10 protein-coding genes are annotated in these 17,327 nt (G+C 70.6%); 5 read left to right on the top strand and 5 right to left on the bottom strand.

Annotated features, from left to right (window positions below; genetic code table 11):
* Positions 1–79: 79 nt before the first annotated feature.
* Positions 80–1,264 carry a cysteine desulfurase family protein gene (locus ACFJGV_RS18455; RefSeq protein ID WP_378145663.1) on the bottom strand — a complete coding sequence of 395 codons (1,185 nt, stop codon included), beginning with the start codon at positions 1,262–1,264 and terminating at the stop codon, positions 80–82.
* A 68-nt stretch (positions 1,265–1,332) separates the two neighbouring features.
* Between ACFJGV_RS18455 and glgX the strand changes: the two genes are divergently transcribed.
* Positions 1,333–3,393 carry a glycogen debranching protein GlgX gene (gene glgX, locus ACFJGV_RS18450; RefSeq protein WP_378145661.1) on the top strand — a complete coding sequence of 687 codons (2,061 nt, stop codon included), beginning with the start codon at positions 1,333–1,335 and terminating at the stop codon, positions 3,391–3,393.
* Positions 3,394–3,492: 99 nt separating this feature from the next.
* Here glgX and ACFJGV_RS18445 read toward each other — a convergent pair whose 3' ends face one another.
* Positions 3,493–4,929 (bottom strand): DHA2 family efflux MFS transporter permease subunit, encoded by a 1,437-nt coding sequence (locus ACFJGV_RS18445; RefSeq protein WP_378145659.1) that lies wholly within the window; start codon positions 4,927–4,929, stop codon positions 3,493–3,495.
* An 86-nt stretch (positions 4,930–5,015) separates the two neighbouring features.
* On the opposite strand from ACFJGV_RS18445, the gene ACFJGV_RS18440 reads away from it, so the two are divergent.
* The gene (locus tag ACFJGV_RS18440) at positions 5,016–5,585 is read left to right on the top strand and encodes a TetR/AcrR family transcriptional regulator (protein ID WP_378145657.1); all 570 of its coding nucleotides are present in this window, start codon (positions 5,016–5,018) and stop codon (positions 5,583–5,585) included.
* A 73-nt stretch (positions 5,586–5,658) separates the two neighbouring features.
* On the opposite strand, the gene glgP is transcribed toward ACFJGV_RS18440, so the two are convergent.
* Positions 5,659–8,220, bottom strand: coding sequence for an alpha-glucan family phosphorylase (gene glgP, locus ACFJGV_RS18435; protein WP_378145655.1), 2,562 nt, complete (start codon positions 8,218–8,220; stop codon positions 5,659–5,661).
* Between the two features lie 161 nt (positions 8,221–8,381).
* On the opposite strand from glgP, the gene ACFJGV_RS18430 reads away from it, so the two are divergent.
* The gene (locus tag ACFJGV_RS18430; RefSeq protein WP_378145654.1) at positions 8,382–10,418 is read left to right on the top strand and encodes an alpha-1,4-glucan--maltose-1-phosphate maltosyltransferase; all 2,037 of its coding nucleotides are present in this window, start codon (positions 8,382–8,384) and stop codon (positions 10,416–10,418) included.
* Positions 10,418–12,646 (top strand): 1,4-alpha-glucan branching protein GlgB, encoded by a 2,229-nt coding sequence (glgB, locus tag ACFJGV_RS18425; protein WP_378145653.1) that lies wholly within the window; start codon positions 10,418–10,420, stop codon positions 12,644–12,646. Before ACFJGV_RS18430 ends, glgB begins: the two co-directional genes overlap by 1 nt.
* A gap of 649 nt (positions 12,647–13,295) precedes the next feature.
* Here glgB and ACFJGV_RS18420 read toward each other — a convergent pair.
* Both ACFJGV_RS18420 and ACFJGV_RS18415 read right to left on the bottom strand, forming a co-directional pair.
* Positions 13,296–14,258 (bottom strand): tetratricopeptide repeat protein, encoded by a 963-nt coding sequence (locus ACFJGV_RS18420; protein ID WP_378145651.1) that lies wholly within the window; start codon positions 14,256–14,258, stop codon positions 13,296–13,298.
* Positions 14,255–16,045, bottom strand: a complete 1,791-nt coding sequence (locus tag ACFJGV_RS18415) for a hypothetical protein (RefSeq protein WP_378145649.1) — start codon at positions 16,043–16,045, stop codon at positions 14,255–14,257. Before ACFJGV_RS18415 ends, ACFJGV_RS18420 begins: the two co-directional genes overlap by 4 nt.
* Before the next feature lie 159 nt (positions 16,046–16,204).
* On the opposite strand from ACFJGV_RS18415, the gene ACFJGV_RS18410 reads away from it, so the two are divergent.
* Complete coding sequence (locus tag ACFJGV_RS18410; protein ID WP_378145648.1) at positions 16,205–17,290, top strand: AI-2E family transporter; 1,086 nt, start codon at positions 16,205–16,207, stop codon at positions 17,288–17,290.
* Positions 17,291–17,327: the final 37 nt, after the last annotated feature.

Below are 17,327 nucleotides of genomic sequence, written 5' to 3'. Positions count from 1 at the left end.
AAAGTCCGGAGTTGGCCCAGGCGGAGTCGGCCTCGAAGCGCGGCTCAACCGATGCCCCGGCATCGACGCAAAGCGCAGCTCAGCGGGAGCGGGACGCGAGGCCCGCGGCGCGGGCGGAGGCGTAGGCGGCGGGGAGCGCCGCGACGAGGGCGTCGACGTCGGCGGCGGTGGTGCCGTGGCCGAGGGTGAAGCGCTGCGCGCCGCGGGCGTCGTCCTCCGGCACGCCCATCGCGAGCAGCACGTGCGACGTCTCCGGCACCCCCGCCGTGCACGCGGAGCCGGTCGAGACCGAGAAGCCCGCCATGTCGAGCAGGAACAGCAGCGAGTCGCCCTCCGCCCCGGGGAAGGTCGCGTGCACGTTGCCCGGGAGTCGCTCGCCGTGGGCCGGATCGGGACCGCGCAGCACCGCATCCGGAACCGCGGCCGCAAGGCCCTCGATGAGCCGATCGCGCAGCACCGCGAGACCCTCGACGAACGACACGTGCGACGACGTCGACAGGGCTCGTGCGGCGGCGGCGAAGCCCGCGGCGCCGACGACGTCCTGCGTGCCCGACCGCGCCCGCTGCTGGGCCCCGCCGTGGATGAGCGGCTCGACCTCCCAGCGCCGAGCCAGCAGCAGGGCCCCCGCGCCGACGGGTCCGCCGATCTTGTGCGCCGACACCGAGATCGCGGCGGCGCCCGACGAGTGGAGACCGACGGGAACGTACCCGTACGCCGAGACCGCGTCGACGTGCACCGGCACGTCGTGCGCCGACGCCGCCTCGACCAGGGCGCGCACGGGCTGCACCGTCCCCACCTCGTTGTTCGCCCAGAGGAAGGTCAGGAGCGCGACCCGACCCTCGTGACGGGCCAGCGCCTCCGCGACGAGCGCGGGAGACAGGAACCCCGACGAGTCGATCGGGAGCCACTCGACCTCTGCACCCTCGTGCCGCTCGAGCCACTCGACCGCGTCGGCGGTGGCGTGGTGCTCCCCCGTCGCGGCGAGCACGACCGGGCGCGACGCGTCGGTCTGCCGCCGCCAGAAGAGGCCCTTCACCGCGAGGTTGATCGACTCCGTCCCGCCCGAGGTGAAGGTCACCTCGACCGCATCGGCGTCGAGCGACGCGGCGACGGCCTCGCGCGCCTCCTCGAGCACACGTCGCGCATCCTGCCCCTGCGAGTGGATGGACGACGGGTTGCCGACGACGTCGAGCGCGGCGAGGATCGCGTCGCGCGCCTCGGGGACGAGCGGCGTGGTCGCGGCGTGATCGAGATAGACCGGCATGAGCGCTCCTGACCTCGCCCCCGAAGCCCGATTTCGGGCGGCGGCGAGCACCTCACTACTGTAAGTCCATGATCGCGGCCGACCCCCTGGCTCGACTCGGAGTGCGTCAGACGTCCCACGGCGGCGAGATCCGCGTGTGGAGCGACAACGCCACCTCCATCGAGCTCTGCCTCTACGACCACAAGGATCCGAACTGGGTCTACAAGTCCGTGCCACTCACCCGCGGCGAGGGCGGGGTGTGGAGCGCCCGCACCCGCAGCCTCGTGCCCGGTCGGCGCTACACGCTCCGCGTCGACGGTCCCGAGGGCCCGACCCACGCGTTCGACCCGTCTCTGACGCTGCTCGACCCGTACGGCCGCGCGATCGCCCGCTCGGGGCGCGAGCAGTTCCGCAGCGTCGTGGTCGACGAGGAGTTCAACTGGAACGGCGTCGGCAAGCCGAACACCCCGCTCGACCACACCGTCATCTACGAGGCGCACGTGCGAGGCCTCTCGCGCCTCAACACGCGCATCCCGGAGCACCTCCGCGGCAGCTACGCCGGCCTCGCCCACGACAGCACCATCGGCTACCTCAAGAGCCTCGGGGTGACGGCCGTCGAGCTGCTGCCCGTGCACGCGTTCACCTCCGAGCAGCGTCTGCAGAAGCAGGGGCTCGTCAACTACTGGGGCTACAACACGCTCGGCTTCTTCGCCCCGCACGTCGCCTACGCCTCCAAGCAGGCGCAGGCCGAGGGTCCGGATGCGGTGCTCCGCGAGTTCAAGGGGATGGTGAAGCTCCTCCACGAAGCGGGCCTCGAGGTCATCCTCGACGTGGTCTACAACCACACGGCCGAGGAGGGCCGGCTCGGCCCCACCACGAGCCTCCGCGGCATCGACAACGCGAACTACTACCGGCAGACCAGCCGAGGCGATTACATCGACGTCACCGGATGCGGCAACTCCGTCAACACCTCGGTGCCGGCGGTCTCGCGTCTGGTGCTCGACTCGCTCCGATACTGGGCGAACGAGGTGCAGATCGACGGGTTCCGCTTCGATCTCGCCGCCACGCTGGGCCGCAACGCCGACCACTACTACGACCGCGAGCATCCGCTGCTCGAGGCGATCGTGGACGACCCCGCGCTCGCCGACGTGAAGATGATCGCCGAGCCCTGGGACGTGGGCATGGGCGGCTGGCAGACGGGCAACTTCGCCGACGGATGGCTGGAGTGGAACGACCGCTTCCGCGACCGGATGCGCAAGTTCTGGCTGCGCGACGTGAAGTCGATCCGCGAGAACGGCTCCCCCGGCGACGGTGTGGGGATGCTCGCGACGCGCCTGGCGGGATCGAGCAACACCTTCTCGCAGAACCGCGGACCGCTCGCCTCGATCGACTTCGTCACCGCCCACGACGGGTTCACCCTCGCCGATCTCACCGCGTACAACATCAAGCACAACGTGGGCAACGGCGAGAACAACCGCGACGGATCCGACGACAACATGTCGTACAACCACGGCATCGAGGGCCCCACGTCGAGCCGTGCGATCGAGCAGACCCGGCGGCGCGCGATGCGCAACCTCATGGGCACGCTGCTGCTCTCGGCCGGGGTGCCGATGATCACCGCCGGCGATGAGTTCGGACGCAGCCAGAAGGGCAACAACAACGCCTACTGCCACGACAGCGAGCTCACCTGGCTCAGCTGGGACCGCCGCACCTGGCAGAAGGAGCTGTGGCGCACCACGCAGTACCTGCTCCGGCTGCGGCGCGAGAACCCGGCCCTCCGGCCGGTGCGCTACGGGGTGTTCGGCGAGCGGATGCCCGGCGCGAGCCAGATGGACTGGTACGACCTGCACGGCGAGTCGATGTCGGTCGCGGAGTGGAACGCCCCCGAGAACCGCACGCTGCAGTACGTGGCCGCTTCCACCCCGGAGCACGAGGACTTCAACCGCATCCTGCTCGTCATCCACGGCGTCGAGTCGCCCGCCGAGGTGACGCTGCCGCTGCACGAGGGCGTCGAGCACTACGAGCTGCTCTGGGACAGCGCCCAGGAGGCGCCGCCCCAGTACCACCACGACGAGGTGCTCCCCCGCTGGGCTCCCGGCTCCGTGGTGGAGGTCTCCCCCACCTCGCTGCAGCTCTTCCGCGCCCGCTGACCGCGCCCCTCCCCGCCCCGACGAACTCCTGATCCGTCACTTTCGGCTGGTCCGCGGCCTCCGCACCAGCCGAAGGTGACGGATCAGGTGGGGAGGGGGTCAGTGGGCGGGGGCGAGCCGCTCGCGGCCCGCGGGCAGCAGGAGGGCGAGGAGCGCCGCGAGCGCCAGCGCACCCGCGCCGACCGCGACCGCGGGGATCGCGGCATCGACGTACCCGGTCGGGGTGAACGACCCGCCCGCGCCGGTGAACACCGCGGAGAGCACGGCGATGCCGAGCGCGACACCCAGCTCGCGGAGGGTGGAGTTCGTGCCCGACGCCTTGGCGTTGTCGGCCGGGCTCATGTTCGCGAGCACCGCCGTCGAGCTCGGCGCGAACACGAGGCTCATGCCCACCCCGGCGAAGACGAACGCGGGGAGCAGCGTCGTGTACGCGACGTCGGCGCTCATCACCAGGGCGAGCCAGCCGATCCCGATCGCCTGCAGCGCGAGCCCGGCGACGATCAGGGCCCGAGTGCCCACGCGCGGCGCCAGCAGTCCGGTGAGAGGAGCCACCACGACGGGCGCCAGCGTCCAGGGGATGGTCTGCACTCCCGCCTCGAGCGGGCTCGCCCCCTGCACGATCTGCAGGAACTGGATGAGGATGAACACCGACCCGAATGCGCCGAAGCTGAAGACGAGGCCGACCACGTTCGCCACAGTGAAGCTCCGATCGCGGAACAGGCGCAGCGGCAGCAGCGGATTCGACACCCGCGACTCCCACACGACGAACGTGATCAGGAGCACGGCGCCCAGCCCCATGGAGCCGAGCACCTCGAGGCTCGTCCACCCCGCTTCGTTGCCGCGCACGATCCCGTAGACCACGCCGAGCACGCCGATGCCCGCGAGGAGCACGCCCACGACGTCGGCGCGGAGGCGGGCGCCGAACGAGTTCGGCAGCGCCCACAGCACGAGCGGGATGACGACGACCCCGAACGGCACGTTGAGCCAGAAGATGGCGTCCCAGCTCCAGCCCTCGATCACGGCGCCGCCGATGAGGGGGCCGAGGGCGACGCCGAGGCCCGAGATGCCGCCCCAGATGCCGATCGCGAGGGGGCGCATCCGGTCGCTCACCGAGCCGACGAGCAGCGTGAGCGACAACGGCATGAGGGCGGCCGCGCCGGCGCCCTGCACGGCCCGGGCGGCGATGAGCAGCCACGGCTCGGTCGCGACCGCGCAGAGCGCCGACGCGACGGTGAACAGCCCGATGCCGCCGAGGAAGACCGTGCGTCGCCCGAAGCGGTCGCCGAGCGCCACCGCGAACAGCATGAGCCCGGCGAAGCCGAGGGTGTACGCGTTCACGATCCACTCGAGCTGCTCGATCGACGCGTCGAGCGACTGGCCGATGACGGGCAGGGCGCTGGTGACGACGAGGTTGTCGAGCGTCGCCATGAACGTGGGGATGGAGGCGGCGACGATGGCGAGCCAGACGGGCACACGCCGCCGGATCCGCGTCGGCGTGGTCTCGTGCTCCTCGAGCACTGCTGCGGTCGTCGACACGGCGATCCCTTCGGTCTGGACAGGAAGTAATCGAATGATCACTTAGCTCAGGCCACATTAGGTAATCGACTGATAACATGTCAAGCGTGACCGAGAAGCGCTCCAGGATGTCCTCAGACGACCGTCGAGATCTCGTACTCGCCGCGGCCACCTCGGTGTTCGCGGAGGCCGGCTACCACGGCACGACCACCGACACCGTCGCGCGGGCCGCGGGCGTGAGCCAGCCCTACGTGGTGCGGATGTTCGGCACCAAGGAGAACCTGTTCATCACGGTGCTCACGCGCGCCCTCGACCTCGTCATGCAGTCGTTCCGCGACGCGCTGGCGACGCGCTCCCCCGAGACGGGCATCGAGACGGCGCTCGGCGACTCGTACTATGTGCTGGCGCAGGATCGCGACGTGCTGCTCTGCCTCATGCACGCGTTCACGCTGGGCTCGCATCCGGTCATCGGCCCGTGCGCTCGCGACGGCTTCCTGTCGGTGTTCGAGTTCCTCCGCACCGACGGCGGCATGAGCGCCGATGAGGCGCAACGGTTCCTGGCGGACGGGATGCTCATCAACACCGTGCTGGGGCTGCGCATCCCCGACAACGCCGGGGTGAATCCGTGCGCCGCCGAGGTCACCGACGCGGTGCTCGGCACCGAGACCGTGGCCTGACGCCGACCCTCAGCCCTCGGCAGAGCGGCCTGGCGGGCAGCCGGGCCCGCCGCCTCCCCCGGCCCGCGGCCGCTCAGTGAGCGACCGCGATGAGCCCGAGCTCGGCCTCCGAGGCGAGGTACGTGTGACGGGGCACGACACGCACCGTGTACCCGAACGTGCCCGACGACGCCAGAGGCACCGTCCCGGTGAAGATCCGCGCGGCGCCGTCGGCGGGCTCCCCCGCCGACGACAGCCGGACGGTCGACGTCTCGGTGAGCTCGTCGGCGCTCGTGGCGTGGCCGTAGACGACCTCGACCGACACGTCGTCGGGAGCGAGATCGCCCAGCTGCACCTGAGCACGCACGTGGAGCTCCTCTCCCACCTGCGGCGTCTCGTCGAGCCCGCCCGACTCGACGTGCACGACCGCCACGCCAGGCCATCCGGCCCGGATGCGGTCCTTCCACGCCGAGAGCTCGCGGGCGTGCTCGTAGTCGTCGGAGGTCATCTGCTCCTCCGCGAGCGTCGCGGGCACGTAGAGGCGCTCGACGTACTGCCGCACCATCCGCTCGGCCGACAGCTCGGGCGACAGGGTGGCGAGGGTGTGCCGGATCGACGACATCCAGTTCGCCGGGATGCCGTCGGCGTCGCGGTCGTAGAACCGCGGCGCGACCTGGTGCTCGAGGAGGTCGTAGAGCGCCTCCGACTCGAGGCGGTCGCGCTCCTCGGCGTCGGGCGCGCCGTCGGCCGTCGGGATGGCCCAGCCGTTGTCGCCGTCGTAGTACTCGTTCCACCAGCCGTCGAGGATCGACAGGTTGAGGCCGCCGTTGAGCGCTGCCTTCATGCCCGATGTCCCGCACGCCTCGAGCGGACGCAGCGGGTTGTTCAGCCAGACATCGGTGCCCGGGTACAGCGTCTGCGCCATGCCGATGTCGTAGTTCGGCAGGAACACGATGCGGTGGCGCACCTCCGGGTCGGAGGCGAACTGCACGAGCTTCTGGATGAGGCGCTTGCCCTCGTCGTCGGCCGGATGCGACTTGCCGGCCACCACGAGCTGGATCGGCCGCTCGGGGTTCAGCAGGATCGACTTCAGGCGCGCCGGGTCGTGGAGCATGAGGGTGAGCCGCTTGTAGGTGGGCACACGACGAGCGAACCCGATGGTGAGGACGTCGGGGTCGAGGAGCCCGTTGAACCACGCCGGCGCGATCGACGCCGGGTTCTGGGCCCGCCACGCCTCGGTCACGCGGCGCCGCGCGTCGAGCACCAGCTGCCGGCGCATGCGACCGCGCACGGCCCAGAGCTCGCCGTCGCCGACGGCGGGAGACATCCAGTCGGCGGCCGTGGTGTCCTGGGTGCCGAGGCGCTCGCGGGCGAGCTCCTGCAGCGCCGGGTCGACCCAGGTGGGGGCGTGGACGCCGTTGGTGACCGAGGTGATCGGCACATCCGCCTTGTCGAAGCCCGGCCAGAGGCCGTTGAACATGCCACGGCTCACGTCACCGTGCAGCACCGAGACGCCGTTGGCGCGCTGCGCCAGGCGCAGACCCATCACAGCCATGTTGAAGACGTCGGGCGATCCGCCCTCGTAGTCCTCGGCGCCGAGGGCGAGCACGCGCTCCACCTCGAGCCCGGGCAGCATGTCGGTGGAGAAGTAGCGCTCGACGAGCGAGCGCTCGAAGCGGTCGATGCCGGCCGGCACGGGCGTGTGGGTGGTGAAGACCGTGCTCGCCCTCACCACCTGCAACGCCTCGTCGAAGGTGAGACCGTTGCCGATGAGGTCGGAGACGCGCTCGAGACCCTGGAAGCCCGCGTGGCCCTCGTTGGTGTGGAACACCTCCGGCGGCTCGGTGTCGGTCAGCTCGGCGAGGATGGTGAGCGCCCGCACGCCGCCGATGCCGAGGAGCATCTCCTGCAGCAGACGGTGCTCGCCGCCGCCGCCGTAGAGCCGGTCGGTGACGGAGCGGAGGTCGTCGTCGTTGTCGGGGATGTCGGTGTCGAGCAGCAGCAGGCGCACACGGCCGACCTGCGCCTGCCAGATGCGCGCGTAGAGGGCGCGATCGTCGGGCAGCGCGAGCACGATCTGCGCCGGGCTCCCGTCGGCCTGGCGCAGCACCGACAGCGGGAGGCCGTCGGGGTCGAGGAGCGGGTAGCTCTCGAGCTGCCAGCCCTCGCGCGAGATGGCCTGGTTGAAGTAGCCGGACCGGTAGAACAGTCCGACGCCGATGATGGGCACGCCGAGGTCGCTCGCGGCCTTGAGGTGGTCGCCGGCGAGGATGCCGAGGCCGCCGGAGTACTGCGGCAGAGCGGCGGCGATCCCGAACTCGGGCGAGAAGTACCCGATCGAGGCGGGCTTCTGACCCTCGAGCTGCTGGTACCAGCGCTCGCCCCCGAGGTAGGCGTGCAGGTCGTCGCGGAGGCTGTTCGCCCAGGCGACGAAGCCGGGATCGGCGGCGAGGCCCTCGAGGCGCTCGGTACCGGCGGCGCCCAGCACCGCGACCGGGTCGCCCTCGGTGGCGGTCCAGACCTCGGGCGAGATGTGGGCGAAGATCTGGCGGGTCGGCTCGTGCCACGCCCAGCGCAGGTTGACCGCGAGCTCGCTCAGAGCCGACAGCGACTCGGGCAGGACGCTCCTGACCGTGAACCTACGGATAGCCCTCACTCGAACCCCTCACTCCCACGACGGCATGGCGGCCATCGGTCGTCGTACGCGCCGCGCGTCGTGCGGCACCGCCACCCTACGGCAGTCCCATGACGGAGGTGTGAACAGCAGGTACCTGGACGTTCCTTGCGGGGTCACCCGATGTTGGTACGGTCGGTCTCGTGGCACGAGTCTCAGAGTCGGAACAGCTCCCGTCGTTCTCGCCGGCGATCGGCCGGATCCCCATCCTCGACGTGGCGCCCGTCGTCGACGGCGGTCGCTGGCCCGCCAGGGCCTACGACGGCGAGGTGCTCCCCTTCAGTGCGACCGTGTTCCGCGAGGGCCACGACGCCGTCGGAGCCCACCTCGAGCTGCAGTCGCCCACGGGCGCCGTGGTCGAGGTCCCCCTCAGCCGGGTCCATTCCTGGGACGACGAGTACCGGGCTCTCGCTCAGGTGACGTCCGAGGGCGCCTGGCGCTTCCGCATCCGCGCGTTCTCCGACGACTTCGCCACCTGGGAGCACAACGCGACGATCAAGATCGCCAACGGCGTCGACGTGGAGCTGATGTTCACGATCGGCGCCGAGCTGTTCAAGCGCCTCTCCAAGGAGAAGGGTCGCCCGGTCCCGTCGAAGGCGCTCTTCAAGACGGTGTCGCAGACGCTCGCCGACAAGCGGCTCCCCGTCGAGGAGCGACTGGCTCCCATCCACTCCGACGCCGTCGTCGACGCGCTCGTCGCACGCCCGGCGCAGAGCCTCGTCACCCACTCGGAGTGGTATCCCCTCGTCGTCGAGCGCTCGCGCGCAGGCGTCGGCGCCTGGTACGAGTTGTTCCCGCGCTCGATCGGCGCCGAGCAGGCTCCCGACGGCTCGTGGACGAGCGGCACCCTCCGCAGCGCCGCCGAGCGCCTGCCCGCCGTCGCCGAGATGGGCTTCGACGTCGTCTACCTCCCGCCCGTGCATCCGATCGGATCGGCCTTCCGCAAGGGGCGCAACAACACCCTCGACCCGCAGCCCGGCGACCCGGGATCGCCGTGGGCCATCGGCGGTGCCGCCGGCGGCCACGACACCATCCACCCGGATCTCGGCACGCAGGCCGACTTCGCCGAGTTCGTGGCCGCGGCGGCCCGCCAGGGCCTCGAGGTCGCCATGGACTTCGCCCTGCAGGCCTCCCCCGACCACCCGTGGGTGACCGAGCACCCGGAGTGGTTCACGACCCTCCCCGACGGCAGCATCGCCTACGCCGAGAACCCGCCGAAGAAGTACCAGGACATCTACCCGATCAACTTCGACAACGATCCGGAGGGCATCCGCCAGGAGACCCTGCGCATCCTGCTGCACTGGATCGCGTTCGGGGTGAAGATCTTCCGGGTCGACAACCCCCACACCAAGCCCGTCGACTTCTGGGAGTGGGTCATCCACGAGGTGAACCGCCGCCACCCCGACGTGGTGTTCCTCGCCGAGGCCTTCACCCGACCCGCGATGATGCAGACGCTCGGCAAGGTCGGGTTCCAGCAGTCGTACTCGTACTTCACCTGGCGCAACACGAAGGAGGAGCTCACCGAGTTCTTCGAGATGCTCGGCGAGTGGGCGCCCTACTACCGGGCGAACCTGTTCGTGAACACGCCCGACATCCTCACCGAGTACCTCCAGTTCGGCGGTCGGCCGGCCTATGAGATCCGTGCCATCCTCGCGGCGACGGCGTCGCCCTCGTGGGGTGTCTACTCCGGGTACGAGCTGGTCGAGAACATCGCGCGCCCGGGGTCCGAGGAGAACCTCGACAACGAGAAGTACGAGTACAAGCCGCGCGACTTCGCTGCCGCCGAGGCCGCGGGCACCTCGCTCGCGCCGCTCATCACGCAGCTGAACTCGATCCGCCGTCAGCACGCCGCCCTGCGCGACATCCGCACGATCGACGTGCACTGGAGCGACGACGACGCGGTGCTCGTCTACTCGAAGCACCTCGACCGCCGCTTCACGCCGGACGGCGTGAGCGACACGATCATCGTGGTCGTCAACACCGACCCGCACTCGGTCCGCGAGACCACCGTGCACCTCGATCCCACCCGCTTCGGGCTCGAGACCGACAGCGAGTTCACCGTGCGCGACCTCCTCACCGGCCAGGAGTTCGTCTGGGGCCAGCACGACTACGTGCGTCTCGACGCGTTCACCCAGCCCGCCCACATCCTCCACGTCCAGCACGAGAGAGGAGACGACTGATGTCGACTCCGGATGCGTCCACCGTCCTCGACCTGCCCTCGATCGGCGACGACGTCCTCGCCGCCGTCGGCACGGGCTCGTACTACGACCCGCACTCGGTGCTCGGCCAGCACGAGGTGCACGCGCCGGGCCTCACCGACCCGGTCACCGTGATCCGCACCCTGCGGCCGCTGGCCGAGGAGGTCTCGGCCGTGCTCTCCACCGGCGCGCGCGTGCAGCTGACGCATCTCGCGCACGGCATCTGGCAGGGCTTCACCCTCACGGGCCGCGACGACTACCGGATCGAGGCGCGCTACGCCGACGGCGGTGTGTGGACCAGCGACGACCCCTACCGCTTCGCGCCGTCGCTCGGCGAGGTCGACCTCCACCTGTTCGGCGAGGGCCGGCACGAGAAGCTGTGGAAGGTCGTGGGCACGCACGTCCGCGCCCTCACCGGCGTGCGCGAGGAGGTCTCCGGCGCCACGTTCGTCGTCTGGGCTCCACACGCTCGCGCCGTCCGCGTCATCGGCGACATGAACGGCTGGGACGGCACCCTCCACGCCATGCGCAGCCTCGGCAGCACCGGCCTGTGGGAGCTCTTCATCCCCGAGCTCGGCGAGGGCGGGGCGTACAAGTTCCAGATCCTCACCCAGCACGGCGGATGGGTGGAGCGCGCCGATCCGATGGCCCGCTACACCGAGGTGCCGCCGCTCACGGCCTCGAAGATCGGCCGCGCCCGGCACGAGTGGCAGGACGACGAGTGGATGGCCACCCGCGCGGCCACCGACCCCCACAACTCCCCCATGAGCGTCTACGAGATGCACCTCGGCTCCTGGCGGCCCGGGCTCGACTACCGCACGGTCGCCGATGAGCTCATCCCCTACCTCACCGAGCTCGGGTACACGCACGTGGAGTTCCTGCCGCTGGCGGAGCATCCGTTCGGCGGCTCATGGGGCTACCAGGTCACCTCGTACTACGCGCCCACCTCGCGGTTCGGCCACCCCGACGACCTGAGGTACCTCGTCGACCGGCTGCACCAGGCCGGCATCGGCGTGCTCGTCGACTGGGTGCCCGCGCACTTCCCGAAGGACGAGTGGGCGCTCGCGCGGTTCGACGGCGAGGCGCTCTACGAGCATCCCGACCCGCGCCGCGGCGAGCAGCCCGACTGGGGCACCCTCGTGTTCGACTTCGGGAACAGCCAGGTGCGCAACTTCCTCGTCGCGAACGCGCTCTACTGGCTCGAGGAGTTCCACGTCGACGGCCTCCGGGTCGACGCCGTGGCGAGCATGCTGTACCTCGACTACTCCCGCAAGGAGGGCGAGTGGCTGCCGAACATGTACGGCGGGCGCGAGAACCTCGAGGCCATCAGCCTGCTGCAGGAGGTCAACGCGACGGCCTACAAGCTGCACCCCGGGATCGTCATGATCGCCGAGGAGTCGACCAGCTGGCCGGGCGTCACGCATCCCACCAACCGGGGCGGCCTCGGGTTCGGCCTCAAGTGGAACATGGGCTGGATGCACGACACGCTCGACTACATCGAGCAGGACCCGATGTACCGCCAGTACCACCACGGCGAGATCACGTTCTCGTTCCTCTACGCGTTCAGCGAGAACTTCATCCTCCCCATCTCGCACGACGAGGTCGTGCACGGGAAGGGCTCGCTGCTGTCGAAGATGCCCGGCGACCACTGGCAGAAGCTCGCGAACCTGCGGGCGTACCTGGGCTTCATGTGGGCGCACCCGGGCAAGCAGCTGCTCTTCATGGGACAGGAGTTCGGGCAGCCGTCCGAGTGGAGCGAGGAGCGCGGGCTCGACTGGTGGATCCTCGACCAGCCCGTGCACCAGGCCCTCCTCGGGCTCGTCGGTCAGCTCAACCGCGTCTACCGCGAGAACCCGGCGCTCTGGAAGCGCGACAACGAGCCCGGCGGCTTCGAGTGGATCGACGGCGGCTCCTCGAGCCAGAACCTCGTGTCGTTCCTGCGCTGGGACGACGAGGGCAACCCCGTCGCGGTGCTCATGAACTTCTCAGGCCAGCCCGTGGGCCCCTACCGCGTCGCGCTCCCCGTCGAGGGCGTGTGGGACGAGCTCATCAACACCGACGCGGCCGAGTTCGGCGGCTCGGGCGTGGGCAACTTCGGCTCCGTGGAGGCCGAGCCCGTCCCGTGGCAGGGCCGCCCCTTCTCGGCCGAGCTCACCCTCCCCCCGCTCGCCGCCCTCTACCTCCGCCCCCGCCGCACCCCGGCCCCGTAGTCCCCGCTCCCGCCGCCCGCGTCGAGCAGCGAGAACCCGCCCCCTCCCGCCCCGGGAACGGGCGGGTTCTCGCCGTTCGCGCCCCGTGCCCGCGTCCCGGAGCGCCGAACGGCGAGAACGCGCCCTCTCCCGCACCCGTCAGGGGCCACTTCTCGCCACTCGCGACCCCTGAGGGACGAACGCCCCTGACGGACCTGCGTCCCTGCCCGCCGAACGGCGAGAACATGCCCTTTCCCGCACCCGCAAAGGTCCCCTTCCCGCCATTCGGCGGGATCGAGCCTTACGGGGGTCACAGCTCAGGCGCCCAGCGGCGAGAACACGCCCAATCCCGCATCCGCAAGGGGCCCCTTCTCGCCGCTCGACGGATGTGCGTCGGGCCTCACATCGCGCGGGGAGCGCGGGAGCTGACTCCGGACTTCCGCCCGTCCTGGAGACAACTCCGGAACTCTCGCGGCGCGTCCCTCGAAATCTCCGGAGTTAGCCCGGCCCCACCCCCACCCCCACCGCCGCCCGTGGCGCGCGGAAGCACGGCGGCGCCCCGCCCGCGGGAGGCGGCGGCGTGACGGCGCCTCCCGCGCCCGAGGGCGGCGCAACACGAGCCGTGCGCACTCACCGCACCTCGCCGCAGGGGCGGCGGCGAGAGATAGGCCTAAAACAGCAGGGCGGCGAGACGGGTGCGGGCCTTGGCGACGCGGGGGTCGTCGGTGCCGACGACCTCGAACAGGTCGAGCATGCGAGCGCGGATGCGGTCCTTCCCTGCCTGGTCCTGCTTCGGGAAGAGGTCGAGGAGGCGACCGAAGGCGTCGTCGATGTGGCCGCCGGAGACGTCGAGGTCGGCGACGAGGAGTTGAGCATCGAGATCGTCGGGGCGGGCGGCGGCGTCGGCGCGCACCTCGTCGAGGGTGACGCCGTCGAGGCGCTTGAGCAGCTGCACCTGCGCCAGCCCGGCCACGGCGAGGGTGTCGCGGGGGTTCTGGGCGATCGCGGTCTGGTACTCGGCGATGGCGGTGTCGTAGTCGCCGGTGGAGATCGCCTCGTACGCCTCGGCGTGGTGGGGCGGCAGCGGCTCCTCGACGGGCTCGGCGGCCTCGCCGTCGGCGGGTGCACCCTCGACCGGCACGGTGCCGGTGACACCGTTCTGCTGCGCGAGCTGGAGCACCTGCTCGATGACGTCGCGGATCTGGTCTTCGGGGTAGACGCCGGCGAAGAGCCCGACGGGGCGCCCGCCGATGATGGCGGCGACCGTGGGGATCGACTGCGCCTGGAAGGCCTGCGCGATCTGGGGACTCGCCTCGACGTCGACGCGGGCGAGCACGACGCGCCCGCCGTACGACGTGACGACCCGGTCGAGCACCGCGGAGAGCTCCTGGCTGGGCTCGGCCCACGACGCAGCGAGGTCGACGATCACCGGAACGGTGTTCGAGAGCTCGACGAGCTGCGGGAAGTTCGCGTCGGACGCGGTCACGATGAGCGGCGACGCCTCACCGGATGCGCCGACGCCTCCCGCCGCGGATCCCCCGGCAGCGGAGGCGGGCGCCTGCGCGCGCGAGACCAGGCTCGACAGATCGACGGCGCCACGGAGGTTGCCGGGCAGCGGGGGCGTCATGCTCATGGGAGCTCCTTCGCGGAGAGAAGGCCCTGGGTGAACCCGAGCAGCTGAGCCTTGGCGCCGGGCGTCCCCTGGGGCGGGACGTAGAACAGCAGCTGGTAGTCGTACGTGGCCTCGGTGCCCTTGCCGGTCTCGGTCACGTTGGAGAGCGCCTTGACCGCACCCTCCGGCTTGATCGTGGCGCCGGCCTGGACGGGCTTGACCGTGGTGGTCTCGCCGATGTCGACCGCGACGAGCGCTCCGGAGTCGCTCGTGGCGAGGGCGATGCTGTCGCCCGCCGCCGCGACCGAGGCGAACTCGATGGCAGCGGTGGCCGACAGGGTGGTCTTGGTCGTGTTCTTGTAGTCGGCGCCCACCTGCGAGCGCAGCGTGTCGCCCGTGGGGTCGATCTGCGCGGCGTACTGGCTGGCGTCGCCGTTCAGCAGGATGTCGGAGTACGCCGTCTTGATCTGATCGGGCGTCAGCGCGAGGAGCTTCGACTCCGGACCGAGGCGGGTGGTTCCGACGGTCGCCGCGGCGACCTCGGGCAGCGTCGTGTTCGGCTCGAGGGCGATCTCGTAGTAGACCTTGTAGTCGGCGCGCGGGGTGTCCTGGGTGAGGAAGAGCGCGACGGGCGGGACCGACGGGTCGTCGCCGCCCACGATGGCGAAGGCGGTGCGCGGCCAGGAATCGGTGGCCTGCGGGAGCAGCACCTGCACGGGGGTCGACGGGATCGCCTGCGGCGCCGCGTACTCCGGGTAGGCGGCGCGGATGGCGTAGGTCGCCGCGCGGAGGTCGAGCGCGGGGCCCTCGAAGCGCGAGGTGAGCAGGTCGCGGTTCGCCGCGGCATCCGCCTCGGCGGCGACCGACGAGACGTCGGCGAGGATCGAGGCGAACTGCTCGCTGGTGACCACGGGCTCGGGCGTGGCGTCGTCGGGGACAGCGGTCGGCGCGGGCGTGGCGTCGTCGGTGGCGACCGCGGTGGGCGCCGCCGCGGGCTGCGGCCAGTAGTCGGGCGAGCAGCCGCTCAGCACGAGAGCGGAGGCGAGGGCGACCGGGATGCCGACGGCCATCGGAGCCTTGATCGAACGGCGACGCCGGGTGACGCTCGACTCGATCGCGTTCGTGCGCGACGACGAGAAGCGCTTGCCCTTCGGCAGTGCCGGGGGCTTGCGACGCGGGCCGTGCGATCGGCGCATGTGGATGAGGCCGAGGATCAGCAGCACGATGCCGACGAGGAGGAACACGAGGCCCGCGACCAGGGTCGGACCGACCCAGGGCGTGGCGTTCGAGACCGGCCAGGAGATCTTCACCTCGGCGGGAGCGGGATCGGTGCCGTTCGAGGCGAGGATCACGGAGTAGCCCTCCGGCAGGTTGAGCGTGCGATAGAGCGTGCCCTCCGAGCTGAAGCGCTCGAGCCAGAGGTCGCTCGCGGCCGGGTCGGCGGAGCCGCTCGCGACGTTCTCGGCCCCGTCCGGATCGGCGGCGACGGACTCGATCACGAGGCCCTGGCCCTGGTCACCGGTGCTGATGCGGTCGTAGGCGGAGCCCTGGAGCCACGCCTCGACATCGGCGGTGCGCCCGTAGGCGGCGAAGACGGTGCCGCCGTTGCCGCTGCTCACGGTGAGCGTCTGCGCACCCTCATGCGACCGGAGCGCGTCGGAGTCGATGACGGCGTAGGCCACTCCGTCGCCCGTCTGCACCGTCGACTCGACGGTGGACGGAGGCAGGAAGAAGGTGCGCTGAGCGACGCCGTATCCGATCAGCGCCGTGGCGATGATGAAGGCGAGGATGGCCAGAATGAAACGCACGTATCAGCTCCCGAACGAGGACAATCCACGATAGCCGACGCTGCCGGTGAGTCCGCACAGGCTGCACCCAGGAAGCATGCAGGTCGATGCTGCGGCGGGCGTCTCAGGTCACCCCTAGGATTGAGCGACACTCGATGCATCGATCCGGCGGGAGCAACCGTGAAGATCCAGAACGCGTTCACGCTGGGCCTGGTCGCCACGCTGGGTGTGGGGGTCGGACTGCTCATCCTCGGGGCCGTCGCCTCGCTCGCGACCATCCTCACCTACGTCGGTGTCGCGCTCTTCATCGCCCTCGGTCTCGACCCCATCATCACGTGGCTCGAGCGCAAGCGCTGGCCGCGCTGGCTGGCCCTCGTCACCGTGCTCATCGTGGTGCTCGGCGTCTTCACCGGGCTGGTGTTCGCGGTCGTCCCGATCATCGTCGAGCAGACCTCGCAGCTGATCACGACGGTGCCCGACGTCGTCAACCGCGTGATCGACGAGAAGTGGCGTGCCAGCCTGACCCAGCAGCTGGGCGGCTTCATCGACATCAACGAGGTGTACAACGCCGTCCTCAGCTACTTCCAGGACACGAGCAACATCACGGCGCTGGCCGGCGGCGCCCTCCAGGTGGGCATCGGCATCGCCAGCGGCGCCTTCGGCGTCGTCATCGTGCTCATCCTCACCCTGTACTTCACCGCGTCGCTGAACAGCATCAAGCGGGCCGCGTACCGTCTGGTGCCGGCGAGCAAGCGCGAGCGGTTCGCCGACCTCGCCGAGCAGATCACCCACTCGGTCGGCCGCTTCGTCGTCGGTCAGATCAGCCTGGGTCTCATCAACGGCATCCTGAGCTTCATCTTCCTCAGCATCATCGGAGCGCCGTTCCCGGCGGTGCTCGCGTTCCTCGCCGGCATGCTGTCGGTGATCCCCCTGGTCGGGACGATCTCGGGCTCGGTCATCATCGTGCTCGTCTGTCTCATCCCGGGGCTGTCGACGGGCAACGGCCTGATCCAGGGCCTCACCACCCCGATCCTCGCCCTGGTGGCGGGCATCTACTACGTGGTCTACATGCAGGTCGAGGCGTACGTGCTCAGCCCGCGCATCATGAACCGCGCGGTCTCGGTGCCGGGTGCGCTCGTCGTCATCGCCGCTCTCGCGGGAGGCACACTGCTCGGTGTGCTCGGGGCGCTGGTGGCGATCCCGATCGCCGCGTCGATCCTGCTCATCATCAAGCAGGTCGTGATCCCCATCCAGAACGAGCGCTGACGGCCCCGTCCACGACGAGCGCCGACGTGTTCGCCCG

Source organism: Cnuibacter sp. UC19_7 (assembly GCF_042699995.1).
In the GTDB taxonomy this organism is placed as follows: domain Bacteria; phylum Actinomycetota; class Actinomycetes; order Actinomycetales; family Microbacteriaceae; genus Cnuibacter.
Note: the sequence above shows the minus strand (reverse complement) of the source record. Positions and strands in the feature narration are given on the sequence as shown.

Coding starts and splice junctions, on each gene's coding strand:
- ACFJGV_RS18455 (WP_378145663.1), bottom strand. CDS start 1,264: ATGCCGGTCTATCTCGATCACGCCGCGACCACGCCGCTCGTCCCCGAG.
- glgX (WP_378145661.1), top strand. CDS start 1,333: ATGATCGCGGCCGACCCCCTGGCTCGACTCGGAGTGCGTCAGACGTCC.
- glgB (WP_378145653.1), top strand. CDS start 10,418: ATGTCGACTCCGGATGCGTCCACCGTCCTCGACCTGCCCTCGATCGGC.
- ACFJGV_RS18420 (WP_378145651.1), bottom strand. CDS start 14,258: ATGAGCATGACGCCCCCGCTGCCCGGCAACCTCCGTGGCGCCGTCGAT.